This window comes from Dechloromonas aromatica RCB (genome assembly GCF_000012425.1).
This window is the reverse complement of the sequence record NC_007298.1, coordinates 2,566,638-2,592,102: the sequence shown is the minus strand read 5'-3', so window position 1 is coordinate 2,592,102 and position 25,465 is coordinate 2,566,638. Positions and strand designations below refer to the sequence as shown.

Below are 25,465 nucleotides of genomic sequence, written 5' to 3'. Positions count from 1 at the left end.
CTAGTGATTATCGAGAAAAAGCTTGTCCATGCGACCCCATGAGAAATCCTTGAGAAGGCAGCGCAGACGGAGTTCCATGCGATGGAGATTCAGATAGTGGCGAAAACGTGTTTTGGTGCTAATGCCAGCGATACGCGGCTGACCGGGGTCAACTTCCCATGGATGAAAGTAAAAAACCGCCGGCAATTTATCGATTTCATTGACTCGGCGGATCATCCAGGATGACAGCTTGTAGGGCATTAAACGAAAATAACCACCACCGCTTGCTGGCCAGTTTCGGCTCAGGAGCCGCAACGTGGTCGGCGGTATTTCCAGTAATTGGCCGATTTGGTGCGCATGCCGCGGGGCATCTGGCATTCCGTAATGGTCGTGGTGAATGGGATAGACGCTGGAACTGTAACGGTAGCCAGCTCGCTCAAGGCATTCAAATGCCCACAGGTTCATTTTTCCAATGGAGAAACTGGGAGCTCGATAGCCACTGACTTTTACTCCGGTAATGTCTTCAAGGAGTAACTTGGCCAGATTGATATCAGCGAAGAAGTTTTCAGGGGTCTGGTCGCTGGCACGCTCGTGACCATAGCCGTGGCTGGCAACTTCGTGTCCGTTATCTACAATACTTCGAACGAGATTTGGATAGCGCTCGGCAATCCAGCCAAGGGTGAAAAAGGTTGCCTTGGTCGCGTGCTCATCAAGCATCGCAAGGATGCAGTCGACATTTCGTTCAACGCGACATTCACGCTCCGGCCATTCAATACGAGGAATGTGAGGAGCGAATGCCGAAACCTGAAAATAGTCTTCGACATCAATGGTAAAAGCATTGCGGATGCCACTGGGTTCCATTGTCACTGAATGGACGACTGAGATTGATGACGATCGACAAGCCATCTGCCGAGATCGGCTGCTATACGCTGGGCGGCATGGCCATCCCAAAGTTCCGGAACACGGCCTGATTTGCCGTGGCCTGCCAATGTTTCGTGAGTGTGCCGACGAATGGCTTCAATATCCCTGCCCACCATGGTATTGGTGCCTTGCTCGACAGTAATTGGTCGTTCGGTATTTTCGCGCATGGTAAGACAGGGAATGCCAAGTGCAGTAGTCTCTTCCTGCAACCCGCCGGAATCTGTCAGCACAATACGGGCGTGCGCCATGAGGCCCAGTATTTCCAGATACCCCTGGGGGGGTAACATGATCATGCGTGCTGTATCGATCAGGTCACCTAGACCGAAACGCTCGATATTTCCTTTGGTTCGAGGATGAAGCGCGAAGACCAGTGGCAGCGATTCGGAAATTTCCCGTAATACCGCAAGCAAGGAGCGCAGAACCTCTGGATGGTCGACGTTTGATGGCCTGTGCATTGTTACCACGCCAAAACCTTGGGCTCCGGTGATTGCAGCAGGATCAGCACCGCAGCTACGAAGGGTATCTTGAGGGTCACGCGCCTTTTCACGGTTGCTCAGAAGCGAGTCGATCATTACATTGCCGACAAAACGAATACGTTCTTCTGAGATGCCCTCACGAGTCAGGTTGGCTGTCGCACTACGTTCGGTTGTGTAGAGAAGATCGGCAACCTGGTCGGTCAAGATGCGGTTGATTTCTTCGGGCATTGCTCGGTCGTAACTACGTAGTCCAGCTTCCACGTGAACAACAGGAATTCCCTTTTTTACAGCGACCAAAGTGCAGGCAAGTGTTGAATTGACATCGCCAACGACAAGAACGCATGAGGGCTTTTTTTCGTCCAGCACTGGTTCAAAACGACGCATTACTTCTGCGGTCTGTACGGCGTGGGTGCCGGAACCAACTTCAAGGTTGATGTCCGGATGAGGCAGGCGCAGGTCCTCGAATAGCTTGTCGTTCATGTCGCGGTCATAGTGCTGGCCGGTATGCACTAACAATGTGGGAATCGCGGGCTGGTTGTCAGAGAAAGCACGAAGAACCGGAGCCATCTTCATGAAATTGGGGCGGGCACCGACGACACAAATAACCGGTCCCAGGTTCTTCGGCCACGTACTAGGCATTTGTTTTCTCGATTTCAGGAATTGGGGTTTGAGTACGATTGCCAAGTACCTGCTGAAGCAGGGCAAGCGTAGCACTATTGGTTTTCTGGAGCTGAGTCAATCCGTGTTCAAGGCGCGCAAGGCGGTCGCCGAATTGCTGAACGTTCAATGAGGCCAGGAAATCTGCAGGATGACAAATGGAACCGTCGGCAAGGGAGAATTGGCTGTTATCAACATCAGATAATCCGTTGGGCGCTGATATCAATGTGGAGCCACCCATTGTTTCTTCGTAGATTTCTCTGGCAACTTCTTCAACATCTTCTGCCTTGAATTCTTTCTTGTTGCTCAGGAAACCGAAGAGCAATAGTCGGTCGCAGACAGAGTTAATTCTCCTGGGAATACCGCTACTGGCTTTGAAGATAGCTTCGTGTGCGTCAGGGGAAATAACGATGCTGTCATTGGCTCCAGCGCATTTGAGACGATGATCGATATAAGACTTGGTTTCATCGACATCAAGTGGTCCAATATGGCAGGCAGCAATTACTCGTTGCCGAAACTGCATCAAATTCGGGCTCTGCAGGATATGGCGGAATTCTGGCTGACCAACGAGGAAGCTTTGCAGAAGTGCGTGATTGCCAAATTGAAAGTTTGAAAGCATGCGCAGTTCTTCGACCGCACGTTGCGTCAGATTCTGGGCCTCATCGACAACCAGAAGGCAGCGCTTGCCCTTGCCGGTCATGCTGATCAGGAAGGCCTCCAAGGTCATCAGGACATCAGCCTTCGATACATCTTTGGTACGCAAGCCAAAGGCCGCGCCAACCAGGCGAAGGGTATCGTCGGCATCAAGCTGGGTGCTGACTAGATGGGCGGCAATCACCTTGTCCTGGTCCAGACTGTCAAGCATGCCTCGGACAATGGTTGTCTTGCCGGCACCGACTTCTCCAGTGATGACAATAAATCCTTCATTTTGGTGTAGGCCATATTCGAGATAGGCCGCGGCGCGCCGGTGCTGCTTGCTACCGAAGTAGAAGGAGGGGTCTGGATTTAGTTGGAAAGGCTTGCTGGTCAAGCCATAGAACGCTTCGTACATGTGTTTAATAAATGTAAGTAACCATGCCGATCAATGCGTTCTCGATGAAGGGTGTGGTCGAATTGTCGAATTCTGAGCGGCGAACGCTCAGAGAGCCTGTCGTTTTTGCACCCAGTTGTGTCGATACATTGAGTTGATAGATTGTCGTCGTCGCCTTCAGCGAACTGCCAGTGCCGCCGGTGTTCTCCTGGCGCGATAGCAACAAATTCAAATTGGAAATCTCGCTCAGGCGGTGGGCAAAATTGACACTGAGTCCGCTCTGGCGAATTGTGGTGCTCTTGGAAAAATCATCATTTCCTATGCTCGTCGCCAGAAGTGATTGGTTTTCGCTGCGATTGGCCAGCAGAGTTATGGAGTTTCGTGCCCCATATATTACATAAGAGAGTTGCTGGCGACGTTGGATGCTGGCCTGCGATGAGATAAAGCTGCTAACGATTTGGCTTTTGGGGTTGATACCGAATGCGGCGAGAAATGCATTAACAAAATTGGCCCGCAGAACTGGGTCGGAAATGCCACTGAATAATTGGTAGTACTGGTCGTAAACTGTTCCCCTGCCAACATATCCAAATTGATCTGGCAGCACCGATACATCGCGGGTATTGGTGTACTGGATACTGCTCATTGGGAAACGGTGGCTGAAGGAAATATTGTGGCCATCACCAAAAAAACGCCGCTCCTTAAAGACTGACAACTGTGTCCGCTCTGTCGGATTCCAGTCGAAACCATATCCATGGGTAGTACGGCTTTCCTGGGTAGCGGATGCGTAATTGTTTGACTCCCAGCCACCACTGGCTGATATCCGAAATTGTGGGAATAGAGAATAGGTCAACATTCCTCGATAGGTTTCTGCATCCGTGGTGCGCCCGGTGCTGTAATCGGTAGTTTGTTGATTTCCATCTATCGTCCATTTCAAACGTTGAAATGGTGTGCTTCCCTTCAACTGACCGCTAAGTTGGGAGATATCAATCCCAGCGGCAGTACTAGAGTCAGAGCGCGTGGTCGATACGTTATAACGAAGCATGTATTCGGCAATGCCACCGAATTGGCCACGAACATAGGGCGAGAGTCGATAGGTCGATGTTTCGGTACTGTTGCTATTGACAGAGGTGCTGGCCGGAGATTGTGCGCCGAATGCTGAGATAGATTGCTGGGCAATTACTCCACTGAAATCAAGAAAGAGCCAGTTGTCGATGGCTTCCAGGGTTCCGAAGGCATTCAGCGAGTTTTGAGTGCGAGCGGAATTGGTGTTTTGTGCATATTGCTGACCACGTAGAGAATAGTCGAGGTAGCCTTTCAAGCGAGCAGTTCTAGCTTGGATTTGGATGCCTGGCGCTACCTCTGTGATCAAGTCACTTTGCTTCGAGTTTGTGCCTTGATTAAGGTTGGCGTTATCAGTCCACGTTTCCGTCAGCGAAATACGGGGCTTGATGACCCAAGTTGGTTGCAGGGTTGCTTCCAGCTTATTCTGGTCTGATACTTGGCTTGGATCGGCTGCCGTTTGTTGCGCCAACGCGTTGCCCGTTACAAGCAGCATCAGGCTGGAAAAAAGACAGATTCTGGAGAGATTATTTCTCATTTCCGTACCTGTTTCCGTACCCATAGCCATAACCGTAGCCGTATGTGCCGGATCCTGCCTGACGCGCCTGATTGAGGAGCATCATCTTGACTGGACAAGCCTCAATGGTGGCGATCGCCTCTTTGACCGCCGCTTGAGTTGTGTTCTCGGCATTGACCACAATGACAATCTGCCCCATGTGGGTTGCCAATGCTCGCGCTTCGGTCGTTAACAACAGGGGAGGGGAGTCGAATATGATGATCCGATCGCTGTAGCGCCTTGACATATCATCAAGGAGTTTGATCATTGCATCACTTGCGAGCAACTCAGTTGCTCTTGGATGTTGGGTCCCGCTCGGCAGAATGGATAGCTTGTCGATGTTAGTGCGTAGCAGAACACCGGAAATATCTACCGAGCTACGGTCAACCACATCCAGCAGGCCTGGAGCAGGGGAAAGCCCCAGCATATTGAGTATTGATGGACGTGCAACATCAGCATCGACCAGCATGACCGTGTTGTCGAGTTCCATGGCAATACTGATGGCGAGGTTGATAGCAGAAAAACTCTTCCCCTCACCGGGAAGCGCGCTTGTCACCATGATCAAATTGCCGTAATCGATCTGCGCACCACTGCGGCCCATTGCGTTGGCGATTAAGGGACGTTTGATCACACGATATTCGTCAGCCAGTTCGCTGCGGGCCGCATTAGGTACCAGCAAGCCGGACGCAGAGATGGCCTCAAGGTTCAATTCAACGCGATTCCCTGAATTGGATGAAGCCTTTTCAGCGTCGAGTGTCGGCGAGCGGGGGGGCTGAGTTGCTTGGTGGCGGTTTGGTGCTATCGCAGGCGCAACTGCTTCTCGTTTTTGGGGCGAATTGGAAGCTGATAACTCCAACCCCTGTTCCGGTTCGCTATTGGGGAGCTCGACCCCAGCTTGGCGCAGTTGCTCTAAACGCTTGGCAGCTTGTTCAATCAGACTCATCAAAATTCCTCAGGCTGCGCGTTGGGTGAGTATAAAAAGCGCGGCTATGCCAAAGCCATACGCTGAAATTAGGCCAAACGTGGCGATGAGAAATCTCTTCAGACTTGCTCGTTCCTTCTGTTTTCGAACGGGGTTTGGCAGTAGTGAAACCGTGCCAAGAAGAGGCAAGCCTGATACTTCGCGAAGGGTCTTGCCATCAAAGAATACCGGGCGAATCTGGCTAGCGACAAATGCAACAAACAAGCCCGCAGCCAAAGCCAAGGCAAGTCCGCCAGGAAGGAGCAAGAGGCGGTTGGGGGCTACAGGCTTTGACGAAGCCCGTGGCGGGTCGATTAGCCGAAAGTCAGCGCCAGAACCTGTTGACTCAAGATCGCCGGACAGTTCGGCGGCTTCTCGGCGGGTAACCAGCTGTTCGTAGTTTTTCTTGTGAATGTCGTAGTCGCGATTAAGTTGGGTATATTCTGCTTCGAGTTGCGGTTGTGTCTTGAGCAAGTCAGTAGTGCGCTTGTAACGAGTTTCGTACTCGCTGACACGGGCGCGCAACGAGGCTACATTGGCTTCGGACTCGGCTAACGACACCTTTAGTTGTTGATACACGGGGTTGTTGCTGACGGAGGCTCCAGGATTGGCCGCTGCAAATTTTTTGCGAGCCAAGAGCTCCTGACGTTTCTGCTCTTCAATATCCTTGATCAGTCGACGTGTTCCAATGACATCGGGGTGTTGATCAGTGTAGCGCTGTAATAAATTGTCAAGGTTGCGCTTCTGTACATCCAGTCTGCCATCAATCTCGGGTAATGAAACACCTGAGTCGCCGCTAGATGATTCTGGCAACAACACCGGCTCTTCACCGAGGATTTGCCTGCGCAGTGCATCACGTGAATTCTCGGCTTCGCGAAGTGCAAGTCTTGAACTATTCAAAACATTGGTCAATTCGGAGAGTTTATCAATGCCGCTTCTGCCTTCGCCGGTATTCAGCTCAACGTTGCGAAGCTTGAAATCCTTCAGGCGGCTTTCTGCATCTTCGAGTTTCTTTTCGTAGTTCCTTATTTGTTCATCAATGAATTTTAGTGCGGAGTCACTGTCCTGCCGCTTGTCCCCTAAGCTTGATTCAACAAAAATCGACACCAGAGCCTGTACGACCCGTTGCGCCTTTGAAGGATCAGTGTCGCGGTAGGCGATGGTGTACAGGTTGTCGCGGCCCAAACTTTGAATCACGAGAGTCTTCATTAACTCGTCAATCAGTGCTTCTTGTTCGCGTTTCCCCTGAATCTTTAGGTCAAGATCAGCCATCCGAATCAATTTTTCGATATTGGGTCGGCTGATTAGCGTTCGACTGAGCATCATCACTTGTTGTTCTATGTTCGGCTGAACGGTCAGTCCGGACATCAACGGCTTAAGAATGGATTGTGTATCCACGTAGATACGGGCTGAGGCTTCGTAGCGATCAGGCATCTTAAGCACGATGCCTGCGGCAACTGCTCCAACGACCCACGCGACGAGCATGCCAAGGCGACGGTATTTCCAGGTCGCTCGGAGAATTGACAGGGCCTGACGAAGAATTTCTTCCATTTAGAAGTCCAGACAAACACACGCTCGGCCAAATGGCCGAGCGGATGGTATTGAGTAACGACTTAAGATCAGAACCAGCTTTGGGGGATGATCAACACATCGCCAGGTTTCATCTCAACGTTGGCCGAAACGTCACCGCGTTTGACCAGATCCTTGATGCGCACACTATATTGAGCATTGTTTTCGGAGGTGCGTAGAATCGTAGCTCCATTGCCATCTGCAAAGTCGGTAATGCCGCCTACTGCAATCATGACGTCAAGCAGGGTCATCTTTTGTTTGTACGCGAGAATTTGTGGTTTGGTCGCCGCGCCAATGACTCTGATCTGCTCGCTATATGGTCCAACAAAGCCCGTTACGATCACAGTGACGACTGGGTCTCGAATGTATTTTGCCAGTTCTTTTTCAATATCACGAGCAAGTGAGGTCGAATCCTTGCCCATGGCATTCAGGTCGTCAATCAGCGGAGAGGAAATCTTTCCATCGGGACGAACCGGTACAACCATTGAAAGCTCTGGATTTCGCCAAACGACAATATTTAGATTGTCTCCTGGGCCAATTTTATAGCTGTATTCGGCCGATGCTGCTTCTGCGGGAGCGGCCGGGCGGTTGCTGGCACATCCGGAGGTAATAATTAGAACGGCAACACTCAAGGTTAGCCAATGCTTAGTGGATCTAACGGTCGAACGAAACATGATTGTCCTCTTTTCCCTCGATCTGGCCACAGGAAGCTGCGGCCGGTAAATGGTCAGGGCATAATGATAACGGAAACGTTTCAAGAATACCGTGCTTTCAAAGCCGGTGGCATGGAACTATTTCACGGAAATGGATGCTTTCAGAATAGAGTCATTTTGCCCGATGGTTACATAGATTTGCTGATTTTCTCCAATTGTTTGCGCAGAAGAAAACGCATGAGGCGTTGCAATGGGTTTCGGTAGCCACCCGGTCGCCAGGTGCGGACATATTTCATGCGGTAGGCATCAAACTGGCTACCCCAAGGGGCGTACCGAATTTCTCCACGGCCTAGAAGAAGTTTAAGCGTCTCAACGGCAGCGACGCCGGCGCATAGCTGGCATGATGCGATGGAGGATGGACCTCGTCGTTCGGGGAGGCTAATGCGGCTCATGTCCGCAACATAGCCGCGTTGCAAAACTGCCGGCGAGAGACCGACAAGAAAGCGAATAGCCATTTCTAGTTCGTCGCATCCCTCGAAACCAAAGTAGTCTTCACTGGACATACCAGTTGGGCTGAAGACAAGTACTGCTGTGCCTAGACCTAAAGGCGCTGCTGTAACGACCGGAATTCCCTTGGCCTGACAGGCGGCAAAGGTCTTTCGTCTAATATCGAATACGAAAAAATCCAAGCCGTCGACATAAACGTCAACGCCATCCAGAAATTCGTCCAGATTTTTCGTGGAAATACCGTCGGGGAAGAGGCGGAGTTCCAGTTCCGGGTTGATATCCCGCGCCATTTCTTCAAGGACGTCAATCTTGGGGCGGTCAATCGAACTCATGGTTGCGCCAACCTGTCGGTTGAAATTGACGAAATCGAATTTGTCGAAGTCAGCAACGTTGAATTTTCCAATGCCCAAGCGAGCGAGGGTTAGCAGATGCACGCCGCCAACCCCACCCAGTCCAGCAATAGCAACACGGCAATTTCTTAGGCGTGCTTGTTCGTCTTCGGTAACCCAGCCTATATTTCGGGAAAATGCGGTGTTGTAGTCAAAGGTGCGCATTGTCGGTCTCCTGGTTTATTGGTGGTTATCCCCGGATTAGCAAGAGAGGTGAGTCGGTTTTAGATCTGATTCTGTCGCAATGCATCGATGACTGGCAGCTTGGTTACACGGATTCCAGGCCAGAGACAGGCGAGCGTTGTTGCCAAAAAGCCAATTGCGAACGAAATAAGAATGTCGATCGGAGCGAGTTGTATCGTAGCCATGTAACCGAGGTTTGCGTTTGGAGGCGGTGGCATAGGAATCCCTATACTGGATATCAACAGAGCGGCAGCGATGCCGAGTACAACGCCTAATCCTGACCCGATCAAACCTAGCAGTGCGCTTTCAGTTATCAACATTTTAATGACATCTATTGGGCGACTTCCTATGGCCATAATTGTTCCGAACTCACCTGTGCGCTCAAAAATGCTCATGCTGACACTGTTGGCTACACTCAAAAGAACCATGGTCAGGATGATCAATTGCAGAAAGCCGAATTGCTGTTCATAAAGGGCAACAGTCTTTTCGTAGAAGTCATTAAGCTGAATCCAGGTTCGGCTTTCATATTGATCAGGGTTGAGTATGGCCTTCAGTTTAAGTGACACTGTTTCTGTGTCGGACGTCTGCTTTAGGGAGATGACCAGACTATTTATGCCATTCGATCCAAGTAGCTCTTGAGCTGCTGGTAAGGGTAAGCGAATGAAACGGGCGTCGTAGTCTTTCGAGAAGCTCTGAAAAATACCTACGATGTTGAGTTCCATCGTATTCAGGGCGCCTTCTGGTGTATTGACTAGCAGAGACACCCTGTCGCCCGGTTTGAGATTAAGTGCCTTGGCAATTCCTTGCCCAACCGTTACTCCGAAATTGTCTTTGTGGGTAAGCTGTCGCCCTTCGACGATCTGCATGAAGCTGCCAAGTCGTGCTTCACCATCGGGTTCGACACCATCAGCGACGATTGGCCAATCCGTTTTTCCGTTGTTGAGTAGCCCTGTGAAACTGACTCGTTCGAGTACTTCCTGTATTTCAGGAATCTTTGCCAATTCACGCTTCAGGGACGAGGAGTCGGTGATCAGAAATTTTTCCGGAGACCTTGAGCCATAAGTGAAGTAACCGGTCTTGACTACTTGCAAGTGGCCAGATTGGGAATGGATCAAGGCTTCGCCGAGTTGAAAAAAAATGTCCCGGACAAAGCCGCCTCCCAGGATCAGTCCGACAACGCCAAATACAATTGCGGCTAGCGTGATTGCTGTACGAATGTACTGGCGAAAAATGTTGCGGAATGCAAGTTTGATCATTGCTGCTTAGCGATTGTGACGTAACGCATTGACGATTTCCATGCGCGATGCCTTAACTGCAGGGATCACGCTGGCCAGCAGCGTTGTAATGATGGCAAGCAAATATGCATCCAATGCCATCTGCCAAGTAATGAGAATTTCCGCGGTATAGCCAAAGGACATGCCTGGCGGGGCTGGCATGGGTATGCCAACGGCAGAGATCAGTGCACCAAAAGCGTATGCAAGTACAAGCCCTAGCGCTCCTCCGATAAGGCCCAGTATGACTCCTTCTGCTAAAAACTGACTAAGCACTTCTTTGCGCTTGACGCCAGTGGCCATAATCGTCCCTATCTCACCCGTTCGCTCCATAACGTTCATCATTAGCGTATTCGATATGCTTAGTACGATGATGACGGCAATGATCAGTCGAACGATGCTTACCTGGCGTGAGAATAGTTCTGCCGTCTTGTTGTAAAAATCAGCCATGTCATACCATGGTATGAACTCAAGATTTTTCCCGGCAAAATGCTTTTTTAGATCGCTCAAGGTTTCTGATGTGTTTTCGGTCTTGTCCAGGAGGATCGCGTAGGTGTGAGCCCCCTTGACGCGTAGCAACTGGCGAGCGAGGGTGATTGGGACTCGCAATGCAGCATCGTCGTAGGCTTTCGTGATGGTCGCGAAAAGCCCAAGTACAGTCACCTCTGCTGCGTTTACCCCTCCTGTCGCACTATTTGCCATCAGAACTAGAGTATCGCCAGGCTTTACCCCTAAGTTGTTTGCCAAGCCTTGGCCAATGATAATTCCTTTTTGCTGCTCAGGTGACAGGGGGCGGCCTGAGACAATGGTCAAGGATTTGCTCAAATGCTCCTCGAGAGTGGGGTCTACGCCTTCTCCGATGAAAGAGATTGTTGATTCTCCGTAGCTAGCCAAGCCATTGAAAGATAGTCGAGGGGTCAGTAGCTCTACATGAGGTAATTGTAGGACTGCTTTTTCACGACTGGCATCCGCATCGAGCAGAAACTCAAATGGATCAGCTAAACCTGATTGCAAATAACCCGGTTTGAAAATGCGAATATGACCGAGTTCGGAGTGGATGGTTGATTCGCGACCGTAGCGCAGATTCCATTCGATAAAGCCGCTGGCCAAGAGCAGTGCTGCGATTCCGGATGTGATTGCCAATACAGCTGTCGTCGAGCGACGAAACTGCCTGAAAATGCTCAAAAAGGCTAGTGAGAGCGTTGTCATCATCCAAGGGAGGGGCGATATGGTGTAGGGGAAGACTACTACGAATCGCGTGCCTACTTCTACTAAATGCTATTTAGTTGGCCCGATGAAGAGACGTCGGATTTCTTTACACTTGGCCGGGAAATGAATCTTGTTATTTTTTTAAGATGATGATTTTAAGTGTAAATATATATGTGGCACGTGATGTGCTTAGAACTTCGCGAGTAGCACATTTGATTAATTCGTTCATGGAGGTTGTTATGAACACCAAGTCTAAACTTTCGAAGGCCGTTGCAGCTTTGGCTTTCGTTGCAGCTGCTTCTTCCGTTCAAGCGGCAAATGTTTTTCAGGAATTCACGGTTGCGGAAGGTAGCGTTGCAGGCGCTCTTACTAACACCTTTGTTGCTGACAAGCTCAATGGCGGTTATGCAGAGTATTTGACCATCAATACGGATCTTACTTTTTCTAGTGTTGCCTACGGGGATATTGGTCAATTCTATAAGAATGAGGGATCATCTACGGTATCTTCCCAGCTTGGTTCTTTTACCCCGAATCAGTATGGGATGTATGCCTTGTTTGACTCGTCGGGTCTCTTGACGCCGGGCGGGTTCGTGGGGACGGCTGGTAATTTCCACCTGTGGATTGATCCGAATTCGGATACCACCAAAACTTTAACGGAAAGCGGTAATGTTGCTTCAGTCGCTCTGACTGGGACCGCTGATGATTATGAGATTTTGTTCTCCATCGATCCTACCAAGTTGCTCGGTTTGCCTGGTACGCCTGGGGCATACGATTTTATCTTTAAGGATTTGGTATTGACGGCTGCTGGTGGTAGTTACTTTATTGCACCTAGCCCATTCCATGCCGTAGTGGATGTGAATGGCGATTTCGATGCCTTTAATGATGTTGTGAATGATGTGAATTCGCGTATCGCAGCTGGGACCTTCACAACAACGACCTATAAGGGATCCCAAGGTACGGGTCTCACAGGGGACGTCAGTGCTGTTTTCGTGGTGCCTGAACCTGCATCTCTGGCATTGGTTGGGTTTGGGTTGTTCGCAGCAGGTATGAGCCGTCGCCGTAAATCTGCTTAAATGGCTTTGCTTTAGTCGGTTAAGCCCATGAGCCTTAAACCCCCTCACGCCCTGCGTGGGGGTTTATAAGATGGGTCAGCCTGATCCCCGCCAGCGGTAAGCTGAGTGGGGATTCTTTTTGGAGGCCAGCCCGTGAACGCCATTCATCCTCGTCGGCATTGATCTTGGGAAGTGTTGCTTTCTCTGAGGCGCCGGGGTTCCAGATGCCAGGCGCCTGCAATAGTTGGAAGCCGGGAGAGGCGTGCAAGCGACTACAGGCAGAATTCATCCTCGATGCCGGGGCGCTCATGGCTGCCTTGGGTCGAAACCCTAGCAAAAGCGTAAGGCAGTCATGGTGACGCAGGAGTTAACAACGATTTCTGAGCACCGTGCCTGCCAGTTGTTGGGTAGAGGTAGCCCCGCGCTGTTCGACTGGAGTTCGGTTTTCTAAAGTGAGCGCTCTGTAGCTTGAGCCGCTGTGAGGCCTGAAATTAATTTTGCTCTATTACAAAACTAGTGCGCTCAAAAGCTATAGCGCATTTCAGAATAAATGCGATCGTGTTGATCATATCGCCCAAACATCCCCGTCGGGGGGCCGTTGAAGATGTCAGCGCCCAATAGCAGACGCCAGTTGCGCTGGAGGTTCCAGGTGACGCGGGGGCGGAGTAGCCAGTCGGAGCGGTTCAGGCTGGAGATGAATGTCGCCTGTGCTTCCCAGTTGTTGGTGAGCTTTGTGCTGGCAAAGAGGCTGTAACCATTTTCCAGGCGGTCCGCAATGAGGTCCGGGTTGTGATCGAAGTGCTGGCGTTGGAAGAACTGGATGTTGAGCCGGCTTTCGGCCGGAAGTGTGAAGTCGAGTCCGACGGCCCAATCCAGTGTGTTCTGTTTTGCCAGGCCATCCGGGTCGGTCATGTTCAGTACTGCGAATTGGCGGTCGCGAGTGTAAACCCCTTCCGCCTTGAGAACGATATCTCCAAAATCCTTGGCGAGCGTTCCACCAAACTGGTGAATTCGATCGTGGCGAGCCTGGTAGATATACGTTGGTGTTGGGCCGAGCACGATCTCTCGATAGAACGTGGGGTTGGTGTCTGAACTGCGGTAATAGAAACCGGAGACATCCCAGCCGTTCTTGAGTGTTGAGAGGCGGGCCCCGTAGTTCATATTATTGGCGTTCCGGTCGGGGCGTTGTTCGGGAAGATATTGAACGTTGGCGCCGGGCGGGAGCGGCTGGTAGGGGAAATACTCTGCTCCCGGCTTGCCGATATTGTCGTAGGTGGCGACGGGAATCCAGAGCAATTCGGCGTGTGTGTCATCGATGAAGTATTCGGCGCGCGCTGCCCACTGTGGGGTGCGCATCTGGTCGAATTCTGGCAGGATAAACTCGCGCTGGTCACGGGCGGAAACAACATCCGCAAAGAATAGTCCAACCATTTCGCCCCAGACAACGTGCTGTCGTCCGATACGGAAATCCCAATTGCCGGCGCTGTAATCCAGATAGTTCTCGCGTAGCGCAACATCGAAACGCTGGTTCTGCTCGACGGCACTGTTGTAAAAGTCGTTGATGCCGTAGACGAAATCGTAGTCGAGTCTAACGCCCAGTTTCCATTTCAGGCCTTCTCCGAGTTTTCCGTTGCTATTGAGATCAGCACGAGTTCTAAGTTTTGACCAATGATCCGGAGATGACGTGGTTCTGGCTCCTTCGAACTGGACAAAACCTTTTACGCCTCCGCCCGATCCGGATGGGCTGGTGGCTACCGGTTTGATGTCGTCGCCAAAAAGTGCATCTCGACCGAGTGGGTCATCATCTGCGGCGAGGCAATTCAGTGAGAAGCAGGCCGAAATGGCCAAAGAGAGCTTCAGTAGTTTGTGTTTTTGGGTAATCACGATGTGTGCAGGCAAAGGACGTTAGTCGGAGTCAGCTTCGTCATCGGCGTCCGGCATGGGGCGAACGCGGGCAATATTCCAGGTTTTTTCGCCTTGAGTGCGTATGCCAAAGGCAGTGATGTAACCATCTTCGACCTGAACCAGGCGGTCAGCATGGTCGATGACTTTTTGGTCGTGGGTCGAGAAAATAAAGGTAGTTTTCAGGTGGCGATTGATCTGTTTCATGAGCCGCAGAATCTCGCGGCCTGTTGCCTTGTCCAAGTTGGCGGTCGGTTCATCGGCAAGAATGATGCTTGGCTTGATGGCCAGGGCGCGAGCGATAGCGACCCGCTGCCTTTGGCCGCCGCTTAGTTGGTTTGGGCGATGGTCGGCAAATTTGGTCAGGCCGACGATATCCAGGAAGTAGGCAACCCGCTTTTTGCGCTCCTCTGCTGAGATGTCTGAACGTCTGAGAAGCGGGTATTCGACATTTTCTGCCGCAGAAAGTACTGGCAACAGATTGAAGGTCTGGAAAATAAATCCAATGGAATGGGAGCGGATGTCAGCCAGTTCGTTGGCCGATTTTTCGGAGACGTCTTCTTCGTTGATGAAGATTTTTCCGCTGGTCGGTTTGTCGATGCAACCGATCAGGTTGAGCAGGGTCGTTTTGCCGCTCCCCGATGGTCCGGAGATCGCCAGGAATACTCCGGCGTCAATTGACCATGTAATATCATGCAGGGCTTGAACGGTTTGATCGCCAAGCTGATAGTCCTTGTAAACATGTTCAATACGAACGACGCTCATGGCATTAGGTGGGCAACTAATTGAAGGTTCTGAACTGGATGGAGCTACTCATGCAATCGACAATCGAAAGGCGTTTTTCGATACATTCTGCATTGGTTTTGGTCGGTGCTATATACATGGCAGTCCTATCATTTCCTTTGCACGCAGAGGAGGCAGGAGCAACGTCGGCTAGTGATGCTTTAGCGCGCAGTATAGTTGAAAAGGCAGACAAAGTTCGATTTCCAGCCGAGGCATTTCAGGTTGACGTGGTCATAAACAGTGTGCGTCCGGACAAGGAGGCTGATCTCCACAAATATCGCGTTCTCTCCAAGGGAAATGAGAACGCAGTAGTGATGGTTACTGAGCCCGCTTCGGAGCGTGGTCAGATCATCTTGATGAAGGGCCGTGACCTGTGGGTCTTTATGCCGGAAGTTTCACAGCCGGTGCGGATTTCCTTGGCCCAGCGCCTGACTGGGCAGGTGGCAAACGGCGATCTGGCACGGGCTAATTTTTCTGGGGATTACAATCCGAAAATTATCAGCACCGAGAAAATTGGCGGTGAAAGCTATCACGTACTGGAGTTAATTGCCGTTGATCGTAGTGTGACTTATCAACGTGTGGTTTATTGGGTTAATGAAAAGTCAGGTTGGCCCTTGAAAGCTGAGTTTTATTCGCTATCCAACCGGCTGTTGAAAAAATGCACCTATGAAAATTTCCAGACCATGGCTGGGCGAGTGCGTCCGACGCGGCTGGTAATGGAGGATGCGCTGCGCAATGGAGAGAAGTCAGTGCTTGAGTATAGCGAGATGAAGTTACGTGATTTGCCGGACAAGATTTTTACCAAGGAGTATCTGAAGAAACTGGATTAGTATGCTTTTTGGTTATTCTTCTATTTGGTTGAAAGTTTTTGAAAATGACGCAAGTGATACCCGTTGTGCTCTCCGGAGGTTCTGGAACCCGTTTGTGGCCCTTGTCCCGCGAAAAGTATCCCAAGCAGTTGCTGCCGCTGGTTGGCGACAAATCGATGTTGCAAGAAACCGTGGCGCGGTTGGATGGGCTTGCCGGGTTGTCTGAGCCTTTGCTGGTCTGTAACGAAGAGCATCGTTTTGTCGTGGCCGAACAGCTTCGGGTGCTGGGTAAGCATGGCCAGATACTGCTTGAGCCATTTGGTCGCAATACCGCACCGGCGCTAACGCTGGCAGCCTTGTTGGCGCGACAGAATGGTGATGACCCTGTTCTGGTGGTCATGCCGGCGGATCATGTGATTCTTGAGGGAGATGTTTTCCGGGAGGCGGTTGCCAACGCGGTAAAACTTGCTGAGCAAGGATATGCCGTTACTTTCGGGATTACTCCGGATTGCCCAGAGACTGGCTATGGTTACATCCACCGTGGTGCCGCTATTGCATGCGAAGAAGAAGCCTTTTTGCTTCGCCGCTTCGTCGAGAAGCCGGATCGTGGTACCGCTCAAGCTTATCTGGATTCAGGCGATTACCTGTGGAATAGCGGTATTTTCGTGCTGCGCGTGTCGACTTGGCTGTCTGCGTTGGAGATTTGCCGGCCTGACATCTTGGCGGCTTGTGGTAAAGCCTTGAACTGCGTCAGTCAGGACGGCGATTTTGTGCGACTCGATCGTGCCGAGTTTGAGCGTTGTCCATCGGATTCCATTGATTACGCAGTCATGGAGCGCCTTTCCGGTGGGGAGGCAAATTTGCCAAAAAGTGCGGTTATTCCGCTTTCCGCTGGCTGGTCTGATGTCGGTGCCTGGGATGCACTGTGGAAGGTGTTGCCGAAGTGTGAGGCGGGAAATGCCATCCGCGGTGATGTCATGCTCGAATCCTGCAGCAACACTCTGGCGTTTTCCGAGAGTCGTCTGGTGACCTGTATTGGTCTCAAGGATCTGGTTGTGGTTGAGACTAACGATGCTGTCCTGGTCGCTCACCAAAATGCGACGCAGGACGTCAAAAAGATTGTTGATCGTCTGAAGGCCGACAAGCGTTCAGTGGCGCAGTGGCATCGCAAGATTCATCGGCCGTGGGGGTGGTATGACGGAGTTGATTCTGGGCAGCGTTTTCAGGTGAAACGGATCTGTGTGAAGCCGGGGGCTTCGTTATCCCTGCAGATGCACCATCATCGTGCCGAGCACTGGATCGTTGTTACCGGTACAGCGAAAGTAACCAAGGGCGACGAGGCGTTTCTGGTTTCCGAGAACCAGTCGACCTATATCCCGCTCGGTACCAAGCATCGCCTGGAAAATCCGGGGATCGTGCCGCTCGAAATGATCGAGGTGCAGTCTGGAAGCTATCTTGGCGAGGACGATATTGTCCGCTTTGAAGATACCTACGGGCGCAACTGATCAGTCGAAGATGAGGGCTGCAGCCACTTTGCGGCCCTCGGCAGCAAGGATGTTGTAAGTGCGACAGGCGGCTTGCAGGTCCATGACATCCAGCCCAATGCCGGCTGCGGCAAATGGGCGGAGCAGGGCGCCGGGAGGGAAGCGTAGTCGGCTACCGGTGCCGAGGAGGATTATTTCCGTCCCCAGTTCAAGCAATCGTTGCATGTCTGCTTCGGTCAGCGATTCAAGCTTTGCCGAGGTCCAGTCGGGAATGATCGACTCTGGCAGCAGGATCAGGTTGGTGCTGTATTTTTCCTGATTGACCGCAATGTAGTCGTCGCCGTAAGCGGTGAACAGGTTGAGGCCAGCGGTGTTGGGAATGTGAAGTTTCACTGCGGGATCGTTCCAAAAAGTCCGCGCAAAATTGCGGTGCACCATTCGATAAAGTAGGATTATACCTTTGGCCTTTGTTGGCCAAGCCGCCACGCCGGAAGATTCGCATGAAACACGTCAAGAAATCCGCCAAACTCGCCAACGTCTGCTACGACATTCGCGGCCCCGTGCTGCAAAAAGCCAAGCAGATGGAGGAAGAGGGTCACAAGATCATCAAGCTGAACATCGGCAACCTGGCCGCGTTCGGTTTTGATTCGCCCGAGGAAATCCAGCAGGACATGATCCGCAACCTGCCGAATGCGGCTGGTTATACGGATTCCAAGGGTATTTTCGCGGCGCGTAAGGCGATCATGCATTACACCCAACAGAAGGGCATCAAGGGCGTGACGCTGGAGGATATCTACGTCGGTAACGGCGTGTCCGAACTGATCGTCATGGCCATGAACGCCTTGCTCGATGCCGGTGACGAAGTGCTGGTCCCGGCGCCGGATTACCCGCTATGGACGGCAGCGATCAGCCTGTCCGGCGGAACGCCAAAGCATTACCTGTGCGACGAGAGCAAGGGCTGGCTGCCAGATCTCGACGATATCCGCAGCAAGATCAACGCCCACACCAAGGCGATCGTGCTGATCAACCCGAATAATCCGACCGGCGCCCTTTACCCGGATGATCTGCTGTACGAGATCATTGACATCGCCCGTCAGCATCACCTGACTATCTACGCCGACGAGGTGTACGACAAGGTGCTCTACGACGATGTGAAGCACACGTCGATTGCCTCGCTGGCCGAGGATGTGCTGATGATCACGTTCAATGGTCTGTCGAAGAACTATCGTTCTTGCGGTTATCGTGCCGGCTGGATGGTGGTTTCCGGCGACAAGCGCCATGCCAAGGACTATATCGAAGGCCTCGACATGCTGGCCTCGATGCGTCTGTGTGCTAACGCACCGGGGCAGCACGGTATCCAGACGGCCTTGGGTGGTTATCAGAGTATCAATGATCTAATCAAGGACGGCGGTCGCCTACGTCGTCAGCGCGACATCGCCCACGAGCTGATTACAGCCATTCCTGGCGTCACCTGCGTCAAGCCGAAGGCCGCGTTGTACATGTTCCCAAGGCTTGACCCGAAGATTTACCCGATCAAGAACGATCAACAGTTCATTTCCGAGCTGTTGCAGGAAGAGAAAGTGTTACTGGTTCAGGGGACTGGCTTCAACTGGCCGCATCCCGACCATTTCCGTCTTGTCTTCCTGCCGCACGAGGATGACCTGCGGGAAGCAGTCGCACGTATTGCCCGCTTTCTTGAAAATTATCGCAAACGTCACAACACCAACCAACTTATCAAAGACTGAACATGAAACCCATCAATGTTGGCCTTATCGGCATCGGCACCGTCGGCGGTGGCACCTGGACCGTTCTTAAGCGCAACGAGGAAGAGATTACCCGTCGTGCCGGTCGGCCGATTCGCATCACCGCTGTGGCCGACAAGAACGTTGAACTCGCCAAGCAGATTACTGGTGGTGCAGCCCGTGTTACCGACGATGCCTTTTCGTTGGTCAATGACCCGGAAATCGATATCATCGTCGAACTGATCGGCGGTTATGGTGTTGCCAAGGAAGTGGTCATGCAGGCCATCGCCAACGGCAAACATGTCGTGACGGCCAACAAGGCACTGCTTGCCGTGCATGGCACTGAAATCTTTACGGCCGCTCAACAAAAGGGCGTGATGGTCGCTTTCGAAGCGGCAGTAGCCGGCGGCATTCCCATCATCAAGGCATTGCGCGAGGGCCTGACGGCCAATCGCATCGAGTGGGCGGCCGGCATTATCAATGGTACGACCAACTTCATCCTGTCTGAAATGCGCGACAAGGGCCTGTCCTTTGGCGATGTGCTGAAAGAAGCTCAGCGTCTTGGTTATGCCGAAGCAGATCCGACTTTCGACATCGAAGGTGTCGATGCGGCCCACAAGGCGACATTGATTGCTTCGATTGCCTATGGCATTCCGGTCCAGTTCGACAAGGCTTACATCGAAGGCATCACCAAGCTGGAAGCCTCCGATATCAAGTATGCCGAACAGCTCGGTTACCGCATCAAGCTGCTTGGCATCGCCAAGCGTCGCGAGAAGGGTATCGAGTTGCGCGTCCATCCGACCCTGATCCCGGCAAAGCGCCTGCTGGCCAATGTCGAAGGTGCGATGAATGCCGTCATGGTCAAGGGCGACGCGGTTGGCATCACCCTGTATTACGGCAAGGGGGCTGGTGCTGAGCCGACCGCTTCCGCCGTGGTGGCTGATCTGGTCGATGTTGCTCGTCTGGCCACCGCTGATGCCGCGCACCGCGTGCCGCACCTGGCCTTCCAGCCGGACGCCATGTCCAACCTGCCGATCCTGCCAATGAGCGAAGTCGAGACTGGTTATTACCTGCGTTTGCGCGTTGAAGACAAGCCTGGGGTACTGGCAGATATCACTCGCATCCTGGCCGATCAGGGTATTTCTATCGATGCCATGCTGCAGCGCGAGCCGGAAGAGGGTGAGGGCGAGACCGACATTATCATCCTGACCCACATCTGCAAGGAAAGTGCGGCCGATGCGGCGATTGCCAAGATCGAAGGCTTGTCTGCGCAAAAGGGCAAGGTCAAGCGTATTCGCCTGGAAGAGCTGCAATAAGCCAGGTTTCTCCAAGGCACTGAAACGGGAGCTACGGGCTCCCGTTTTTATTGATGCGAGCTTTGTTGGTCAGCCTCTTGAGCCAACAGACGCGCATAATTCAAGTTTGGGTGCTCATTGATTTCTGCAGAGACCATGCCTTCACTTCACGATCAGCTTCGCCATGCCATGCCGCAATTGCACCTGACGCCGCTGCTGATCGCGGCTAACGTCCTGATTTTCGTGGCGATGTTGCTCAATGGCGCAAGTCTGTGGCATGCGCAAAACACCATCCAGCTAGCCTGGGGCGCCAATTTCGGGCCTGCAACACAGGATGGAGAATGGTGGCGCCTGGGTAGTGCGCTCTTTCTGCATTTCGGTATCCTGCACCTGCTCCTGAACATGGCGGCTTTGTGGGATGTCGGTCAGTGGGTCGAGCGCATGTACGGCACCCTGCGATTCGCGGTGATCTACCTGACTGCCGGCCTGACCGGAAATCTACTGTCGCTGGTGGCGAATGCCGGGGCAGCCGTGTCCGGAGGAGCATCCGGCGCCATTTTCGGCATTTACGGTGCGCTACTCAGTTATCTGTGGCTGGAACGTTCGAGTATCCATCGCGGCGAGTTCCGCTGGTTGTTCTGGGCCGCGATCGGTTTTTCCGGGGCGACTATTATTTTCGGATTGCTGGTTCCCGGCATCGACAATGCCGCCCACGTTGGTGGATGGATTGCCGGTGTTCTGATGGGCGTGCTGCTGATCAGGTCCGAGCCTGGCATTGTGGCCGGGCCTCAACTTGGTAGATGGGTGTCGGGGCTGTTTTTTCTCTTTCTCGTCGCGGTTATCGTGGGCCAGATTCCAAAGCCAGCCTATCGCTGGAGCGAAGAAAAGCAGATTCGCGGGGAGGTCTTCGAGTTCCTTCAGGAAGATGCGGCGATTACTCGAAATTGGGACAATCTTTTGTGGCAAGGCGGCAAAAAGGGTGTCTCCGCCGACGAACTGGCCGATGCGATTGAGAGCATGGTGGCCGAGCGATACGACCAAAGTTTTGAGGAGCTTTTGGCCTTACCGATCGATGAAAATTTGCCGTCTGCGCCGACGGTTGAACATTTGAAGCTCTATGCCGAACAGCGGCGTGACGCATCGCGGGCGATGGTCGAAGGATTGCGGGCCCGGGATAAATCAAAGATCAAAAAAGCACTGGATCAGGCGCGCCAGTCCGGCAAAGTCAATTAACGGGAGGCGCCATTTTCTTCAGATGGCCTGATGGGGGTGAGGTTATTCCAATCCTGATCAAGGAAATGGACTGGGAGGATCGGCAAAATCGCTATCGATTGCCATCCCGGCAAGCCAATTTAGGAGCTAAGATGCAAACCATTCACCCCGTACATTCCTGTGACCGTCCGACTGCTGAAGCACTCTATCCCTTTGATGCCCGCGGTATCGCCAAGCGCTTCCGTCATGCGGCCATCTTCGGTGCACTTGATTCACTTCAGCCTGGTGAGACCATGCGTTTTTGCAATGACCACGATCCTTTGCCGCTGTTGGCCCAGTTGCAGCATCGTTACGGCCCCCATCTGAGCATCGAATACAAGCAGCGTGAGCCAGGTGCCATCGTGATCGACTTTACCGTCGTCGGCTGAGTGATACCCACCGCGAGCCTCAGCCTGTTTTCATTGATCGCCAGCGCCATGCTGGCGTTGCGTGGCTGGGGTTCGCCATTGGCGGTGGCGCATCTGGCGTTTGCCGTCGGCATCGTGCCGCTGATCTTTGCGGCGATGATGCATTTTGTGCCGGTGCTGACGCGTACCGGTGATCCCGGTGAGCGTTTGGGGCGCTTGCCGATGGCAGCACAGGCCACTGGTTTGATCGCTGTTGGCGGGATGCAGGGCTGGTTGCCCTATCCACTGGTTTATCTGGCGGCTGCGCTTGATCTTACCCTGGCAGCCATTCTGCTTAACTGGATTGCCCTGCGAGCCCGATCAACGCTTGGTTCGCCACATCCGGGCTGGCGCTGGTACGGTACAGCGCTGGGTTGTCTGCTGCTGGCTTTGCTGGCCATTCTGCTTATTCCGGTTTGGCCATCCTATTGGCGAAGCCTGCGAGTTTTTCATTTGCATCTCAATACGTTAGGGCTGGTTGGATTGTCGGCCTTGGGTACCTTGCCGGTCCTTTTGCCGACGGCGCTCGGCAAGCCCGACCCGGAAGCCGCTGGCTGGTTACAGCGGCGCTTATGGCTGGTTGCTTCCGGTGCGCTGGTGATAGCGACCGGGGCAGTCATTGCGTGGCCATTTGCCGCGCCGGGAACAGCGCTTCTTGTCGTCGCGGCGCTCGGGCTGGCCGGGCAATGGGTGCGCCGCTTCGGGGTGTGGAGCCTGCTTCAGGATGGTGTAGCTGCTTCATTGCTGGCGGCGGTCGTCGGCTTGCTGGTCACTTTGGTCGCCGGGTTGCTGCATGGTGCCGGAATATTACCGACTCGCCCGTCTTTGCTGGCTTGGGGGGCCGGGTTTTTGTTGCCCTTGGTGACTGGTGCGCTCAGTCAGTTGCTGCCAGTATGGCGCTGGCCGGGGCCGACGATTCCAGCCCGCAACCTGATGCGCCAGAAGCTGGCGGCAAGCGGTGCTTGGCGCGGCTTGTTGTTCCTCGCCTCAGCGATGGCTTTGCTCTCCGGTCGTGAACGCTTGGGCGGGGCTTTGGTGGCCTGCGGATTGGCACTCTTTATCGTTGCGCTCGTCCAAGCCGTGCGCATGCATCGCTCGACGCGGTAAAATCGCAGTTTTTCGCTTTTCAGGTTTCCGCCATGCGCTATCTCTCGACCCGCGGTCACGCCGCGCCCCAGGCTTTCTGCGACATTCTCCTTGGTGGCCTGGCCCCGGATGGTGGTCTCTACCTCCCGGAAAGCTACCCGCAGATCAGCCGAGCCGAACTTGATGCCTGGCGCCAACTGTCGTATGCCGATCTGGCTTATGAGATCCTGTCCAAGTTCATCACCGATATTCCGGCAGCCGATCTGAAGGCGCTGGTCGCCAAGACCTACACTGCCAAGGTTTATTGCCATACCCGCAACGGGGGGGATGCTGCCCAGATCACGCCGCTGACCAAGCTGGAAGACGGCCTCTACACTCAGGAACTGTCCAACGGCCCGACGCTGGCCTTCAAGGATATGGCCATGCAGTTGCTCGGCAACCTGTTTGAGTACGTGCTCGACAAGCGTGGTGAGTCGATCAACATCCTTGGCGCGACTTCCGGCGACACCGGTTCGGCGGCCGAGTACGCCATGCGCGGCAAGCACAACGTCAAGGTCTTCATGCTCTCGCCGGATGGCAAGATGAGCGCCTTCCAGCGCGCCCAGATGTATTCGCTGCAGGATGCCAACATCTTCAACATTGCCGTCACCGGCATGTTCGACGACGCGCAGGATATCGTGAAGGCTGTCTCGAATGACGCTGCGTTCAAGGCCAAGTACAAGATTGGCGCCGTCAATTCGATCAATTGGGCACGGGTCGCTGCACAGATTGTCTATTACTTCCAAGGCTACTTCCTGGCTACCCGGTCGAACGACGAGCAGGTCGCTTTCGCCGTGCCGTCGGGTAATTTCGGCAATATCTGCGCCGGCCACATCGCTCGCCAGATGGGCTTGCCAATCGCCCGTCTCGTTTTGGCCACCAATGAAAACGACGTGCTCGACGAGTTTTTCCGCACCGGTGTCTATCGTCCGCGTACCTCGGCTGAAACCAGCATTACTTCCAGCCCGTCGATGGATATTTCCAAGGCCTCCAATTTCGAGCGCTTTGTGTTCGACCTGGTCGGCCGTGATCCGGCTGTCGTCAAGGAGTTGTGGGCCAAAGTGGACAAGGGGCAGGCTTTCGATCTGTCGGCAACGGCCTTCTGGAAAAACATGCCGAAATTCGGGTTTGTGTCTGGCAAGAGCACGCACATCGACCGCATCAACACGATCCGTTTTGCGCAAGGCCGCTATAACGTGATGCTCGACACCCATACCGCCGATGGCCTGAAGGTGGCGCTTGAGCATCGTCTGCCGAATGTGCCGATGATTGTTCTGGAAACTGCTCAGCCGGCCAAGTTCGAGGAAACGATTCGTGAGGCACTGGGCACCGAGCCGGTTCGTCCAGCTGATCTGGCGGGTATCGAGAACCTGCCACAGCGCGTCGTGGTCATGGCGCCGGATGTGGAGGCCATCAAGCAGTTCCTCGTCGAGCGAGTGTGAGTTTCGACCACGAAGCGCACTGGTCTGCCCGCTATCGTGATGTGGGGGACGAATACTTGTTCGGCACGGCGCCGAACAAGTTCCTGGCTTCTCAGGCGGAGCACTTCGGGAGCGGCATGAGCGTGCTTTCGGTTGCCGATGGCGAGGGGCGCAACGCTGTCTGGCTGGCCGAGCAGGGCTGTCAGGTAACCGCGGCTGAAATTTCTCCAGTCGCCCAGGAAAAAGCGGCCAAGCTGGCGCGGGCCCGGCATGTGGCCGTCGAATTCATTCGGGCGGATATCCTGAACTGGGATTGGCCGGAGGAGGCCTACGACGCCGTAGTCGGCATCTTCATCCAGTTTGCTTCTCCTCCCGAGCGTCCACGCCAACTGGCGGGGATGAAGCAGGCGGTGAAACCGGGAGGCTTGCTGCTGTTGCAGGGCTACACGCCGAAACAACTGGAATACCGGACGGGGGGGCCGTCAGCAGTTGAAAACCTCTACACCGAGGCGATGCTGCGCGAATTGTTTGCCGATTGGGAGATTGTTCTGCTCCGTGAGCACGAAGATATGATCGGCGAGGGAGTGGCCCACGTTGGCCGATCTGCCTTGATCGACCTGGTGGTGCGCAAACCTACAGGTAAATAACCGCAGGAAAGACGGCAACAGCCAGAACCAGAACGAGCCATTCGAGGTTATGCCGGGCCAGGTAGCCCGTGAAATGCATCACCAGGATCGAAATGGCGACGATGTAGAACAACGCGAACAACATTTT

The 25,465-nt window shown here is 53.3% G+C and carries 24 protein-coding genes; 10 read left to right on the top strand and 14 right to left on the bottom strand.

Annotation, left to right across the window (positions count from 1 at the left end; all coding sequences use genetic code 11):
* The 10 genes from DARO_RS12380 to DARO_RS12335 form a co-directional block, all read right to left on the bottom strand.
* Entirely contained in the window at positions 1-840 is an 840-nt protein-coding gene (locus tag DARO_RS12380) for an XrtA system polysaccharide deacetylase (protein WP_011288138.1), read from the bottom strand.
* Between the two features lie 2 nt (positions 841-842).
* Positions 843-2,015: a non-hydrolyzing UDP-N-acetylglucosamine 2-epimerase gene (gene wecB / locus DARO_RS12375; protein WP_011288137.1), complete on the bottom strand. Its 1,173-nt coding sequence runs from the start codon at positions 2,013-2,015 to the stop codon at positions 843-845.
* Positions 2,008-3,084, bottom strand: coding sequence for an XrtA/PEP-CTERM system-associated ATPase (locus DARO_RS12370; RefSeq protein ID WP_011288136.1), 1,077 nt, complete (start codon positions 3,082-3,084; stop codon positions 2,008-2,010). Before DARO_RS12370 ends, wecB begins: the two co-directional genes overlap by 8 nt.
* A gap of 4 nt (positions 3,085-3,088) precedes the next feature.
* A complete protein-coding gene (locus DARO_RS12365; RefSeq protein WP_198134033.1) occupies positions 3,089-4,618 on the bottom strand; it encodes a TIGR03016 family PEP-CTERM system-associated outer membrane protein in 1,530 nt (509 codons plus the stop codon).
* A 31-nt stretch (positions 4,619-4,649) separates the two neighbouring features.
* Positions 4,650-5,621, bottom strand: a complete 972-nt coding sequence (locus tag DARO_RS12360; protein ID WP_011288134.1) for an XrtA-associated tyrosine autokinase — start codon at positions 5,619-5,621, stop codon at positions 4,650-4,652.
* A gap of 9 nt (positions 5,622-5,630) precedes the next feature.
* A complete protein-coding gene (locus DARO_RS12355) occupies positions 5,631-7,190 on the bottom strand; it encodes an XrtA system polysaccharide chain length determinant (protein ID WP_041224374.1) in 1,560 nt (519 codons plus the stop codon).
* 68 nt (positions 7,191-7,258) lie between these two features.
* Positions 7,259-7,882, bottom strand: coding sequence for an XrtA/PEP-CTERM system exopolysaccharide export protein (locus tag DARO_RS12350; protein WP_011288132.1), 624 nt, complete (start codon positions 7,880-7,882; stop codon positions 7,259-7,261).
* 167 nt (positions 7,883-8,049) lie between these two features.
* Positions 8,050-8,922 carry a ThiF family adenylyltransferase gene (locus DARO_RS12345; RefSeq protein WP_011288131.1) on the bottom strand — a complete coding sequence of 291 codons (873 nt, stop codon included), beginning with the start codon at positions 8,920-8,922 and terminating at the stop codon, positions 8,050-8,052.
* Positions 8,923-8,981: 59 nt separating this feature from the next.
* Positions 8,982-10,196: an FtsX-like permease family protein gene (locus tag DARO_RS12340; RefSeq protein ID WP_011288130.1), complete on the bottom strand. Its 1,215-nt coding sequence runs from the start codon at positions 10,194-10,196 to the stop codon at positions 8,982-8,984.
* Positions 10,197-10,202: 6 nt separating this feature from the next.
* Complete coding sequence (locus DARO_RS12335; RefSeq protein ID WP_011288129.1) at positions 10,203-11,423, bottom strand: FtsX-like permease family protein; 1,221 nt, start codon at positions 11,421-11,423, stop codon at positions 10,203-10,205.
* 236 nt (positions 11,424-11,659) lie between these two features.
* Between DARO_RS12335 and pepA the strand changes: the two genes are divergently transcribed.
* Positions 11,660-12,493, top strand: a complete 834-nt coding sequence (gene pepA / locus DARO_RS12330) for a flocculation-associated PEP-CTERM protein PepA (RefSeq protein WP_041224372.1) — start codon at positions 11,660-11,662, stop codon at positions 12,491-12,493.
* A 501-nt stretch (positions 12,494-12,994) separates the two neighbouring features.
* On the opposite strand, the gene DARO_RS12325 is transcribed toward pepA, so the two are convergent.
* Together DARO_RS12325 and DARO_RS12320 are read right to left on the bottom strand one after the other, a co-directional pair.
* Positions 12,995-14,356, bottom strand: a complete 1,362-nt coding sequence (locus DARO_RS12325) for a DUF1302 family protein (RefSeq protein WP_011288127.1) — start codon at positions 14,354-14,356, stop codon at positions 12,995-12,997.
* A gap of 21 nt (positions 14,357-14,377) precedes the next feature.
* Positions 14,378-15,139, bottom strand: a complete 762-nt coding sequence (locus DARO_RS12320) for an ABC transporter ATP-binding protein (RefSeq protein WP_011288126.1) — start codon at positions 15,137-15,139, stop codon at positions 14,378-14,380.
* A 50-nt stretch (positions 15,140-15,189) separates the two neighbouring features.
* Here DARO_RS12320 and DARO_RS12315 point away from each other — a divergent pair, with 50 nt between their 5' ends.
* The gene (locus DARO_RS12315) at positions 15,190-15,987 is read left to right on the top strand and encodes an outer membrane lipoprotein-sorting protein (RefSeq protein ID WP_011288125.1); all 798 of its coding nucleotides are present in this window, start codon (positions 15,190-15,192) and stop codon (positions 15,985-15,987) included.
* Positions 15,988-16,031: 44 nt separating this feature from the next.
* Positions 16,032-17,471, top strand: a complete 1,440-nt coding sequence (locus DARO_RS12310; protein WP_011288124.1) for a mannose-1-phosphate guanylyltransferase/mannose-6-phosphate isomerase — start codon at positions 16,032-16,034, stop codon at positions 17,469-17,471.
* On the opposite strand, the gene DARO_RS12305 is transcribed toward DARO_RS12310, so the two are convergent.
* A complete protein-coding gene (locus DARO_RS12305) occupies positions 17,472-17,843 on the bottom strand; it encodes an Mth938-like domain-containing protein (RefSeq protein ID WP_041224994.1) in 372 nt (123 codons plus the stop codon).
* Between the two features lie 107 nt (positions 17,844-17,950).
* Here DARO_RS12305 and DARO_RS12300 point away from each other — a divergent pair, with 107 nt between their 5' ends.
* The 7 genes from DARO_RS12300 (at position 17,951) to DARO_RS12270 (ending at position 25,338) form a co-directional block, all read left to right on the top strand.
* Positions 17,951-19,195, top strand: a complete 1,245-nt coding sequence (locus tag DARO_RS12300; protein WP_011288122.1) for a pyridoxal phosphate-dependent aminotransferase — start codon at positions 17,951-17,953, stop codon at positions 19,193-19,195.
* Between the two features lie 2 nt (positions 19,196-19,197).
* On the top strand, positions 19,198-20,508 hold the full coding sequence (locus tag DARO_RS12295; RefSeq protein ID WP_011288121.1) for a homoserine dehydrogenase: 1,311 nt from the start codon (positions 19,198-19,200) through the stop codon (positions 20,506-20,508).
* 135 nt (positions 20,509-20,643) lie between these two features.
* Positions 20,644-21,720 carry a rhomboid family protein gene (locus DARO_RS12290; RefSeq protein WP_011288120.1) on the top strand — a complete coding sequence of 359 codons (1,077 nt, stop codon included), beginning with the start codon at positions 20,644-20,646 and terminating at the stop codon, positions 21,718-21,720.
* A gap of 131 nt (positions 21,721-21,851) precedes the next feature.
* Positions 21,852-22,127, top strand: coding sequence for a DUF2249 domain-containing protein (locus tag DARO_RS12285; RefSeq protein ID WP_011288119.1), 276 nt, complete (start codon positions 21,852-21,854; stop codon positions 22,125-22,127).
* Positions 22,128-23,252 (top strand): hypothetical protein, encoded by a 1,125-nt coding sequence (locus DARO_RS12280; protein WP_157037204.1) that lies wholly within the window; start codon positions 22,128-22,130, stop codon positions 23,250-23,252. It abuts the gene before it with no gap.
* Between the two features lie 32 nt (positions 23,253-23,284).
* Positions 23,285-24,712: a threonine synthase gene (gene thrC / locus DARO_RS12275; RefSeq protein ID WP_011288117.1), complete on the top strand. Its 1,428-nt coding sequence runs from the start codon at positions 23,285-23,287 to the stop codon at positions 24,710-24,712.
* Entirely contained in the window at positions 24,709-25,338 is a 630-nt protein-coding gene (locus DARO_RS12270) for a class I SAM-dependent methyltransferase (RefSeq protein WP_011288116.1), read from the top strand. Before thrC ends, DARO_RS12270 begins: the two co-directional genes overlap by 4 nt.
* Here the strand turns inward: DARO_RS12270 and DARO_RS23110 are convergent.
* Positions 25,325-25,462: a hypothetical protein gene (locus DARO_RS23110; protein ID WP_198134032.1), complete on the bottom strand. Its 138-nt coding sequence runs from the start codon at positions 25,460-25,462 to the stop codon at positions 25,325-25,327. The genes DARO_RS12270 and DARO_RS23110 overlap by 14 nt on opposite strands.
* Between the last annotated feature and the right edge of the window lie 3 nt (positions 25,463-25,465).

What these genes read in the sequence shown, in the direction of transcription:
- DARO_RS12370 (WP_011288136.1), bottom strand. Translation starts at nt 3,084, where the DNA reads ATGTACGAAGCGTTCTATGGCTTGACCAGCAAGCCTTTCCAACTAAAT.
- pepA (WP_041224372.1), top strand. Translation starts at nt 11,660, where the DNA reads ATGAACACCAAGTCTAAACTTTCGAAGGCCGTTGCAGCTTTGGCTTTC.
- DARO_RS12320 (WP_011288126.1), bottom strand. Translation starts at nt 15,139, where the DNA reads ATGAGCGTCGTTCGTATTGAACATGTTTACAAGGACTATCAGCTTGGC.
- DARO_RS12285 (WP_011288119.1), top strand. Translation starts at nt 21,852, where the DNA reads ATGCAAACCATTCACCCCGTACATTCCTGTGACCGTCCGACTGCTGAA.
- DARO_RS12380 (WP_011288138.1), bottom strand. Translation starts at nt 840, where the DNA reads ATGGAACCCAGTGGCATCCGCAATGCTTTTACCATTGATGTCGAAGAC.
- DARO_RS12350 (WP_011288132.1), bottom strand. Translation starts at nt 7,882, where the DNA reads ATGTTTCGTTCGACCGTTAGATCCACTAAGCATTGGCTAACCTTGAGT.
- DARO_RS12315 (WP_011288125.1), top strand. Translation starts at nt 15,190, where the DNA reads ATGCAATCGACAATCGAAAGGCGTTTTTCGATACATTCTGCATTGGTT.
- DARO_RS12345 (WP_011288131.1), bottom strand. Translation starts at nt 8,922, where the DNA reads ATGCGCACCTTTGACTACAACACCGCATTTTCCCGAAATATAGGCTGG.
- DARO_RS12355 (WP_041224374.1), bottom strand. Translation starts at nt 7,190, where the DNA reads ATGGAAGAAATTCTTCGTCAGGCCCTGTCAATTCTCCGAGCGACCTGG.
- DARO_RS12365 (WP_198134033.1), bottom strand. Translation starts at nt 4,618, where the DNA reads ATGCTGCTTGTAACGGGCAACGCGTTGGCGCAACAAACGGCAGCCGAT.
- DARO_RS12295 (WP_011288121.1), top strand. Translation starts at nt 19,198, where the DNA reads ATGAAACCCATCAATGTTGGCCTTATCGGCATCGGCACCGTCGGCGGT.
- DARO_RS12360 (WP_011288134.1), bottom strand. Translation starts at nt 5,621, where the DNA reads ATGAGTCTGATTGAACAAGCTGCCAAGCGTTTAGAGCAACTGCGCCAA.
- wecB (WP_011288137.1), bottom strand. Translation starts at nt 2,015, where the DNA reads ATGCCTAGTACGTGGCCGAAGAACCTGGGACCGGTTATTTGTGTCGTC.
- DARO_RS12300 (WP_011288122.1), top strand. Translation starts at nt 17,951, where the DNA reads ATGAAACACGTCAAGAAATCCGCCAAACTCGCCAACGTCTGCTACGAC.
- DARO_RS12290 (WP_011288120.1), top strand. Translation starts at nt 20,644, where the DNA reads ATGCCTTCACTTCACGATCAGCTTCGCCATGCCATGCCGCAATTGCAC.
- DARO_RS12335 (WP_011288129.1), bottom strand. Translation starts at nt 11,423, where the DNA reads ATGATGACAACGCTCTCACTAGCCTTTTTGAGCATTTTCAGGCAGTTT.
- DARO_RS12310 (WP_011288124.1), top strand. Translation starts at nt 16,032, where the DNA reads ATGACGCAAGTGATACCCGTTGTGCTCTCCGGAGGTTCTGGAACCCGT.
- thrC (WP_011288117.1), top strand. Translation starts at nt 23,285, where the DNA reads ATGCGCTATCTCTCGACCCGCGGTCACGCCGCGCCCCAGGCTTTCTGC.
- DARO_RS12340 (WP_011288130.1), bottom strand. Translation starts at nt 10,196, where the DNA reads ATGATCAAACTTGCATTCCGCAACATTTTTCGCCAGTACATTCGTACA.
- DARO_RS23110 (WP_198134032.1), bottom strand. Translation starts at nt 25,462, where the DNA reads ATGTTGTTCGCGTTGTTCTACATCGTCGCCATTTCGATCCTGGTGATG.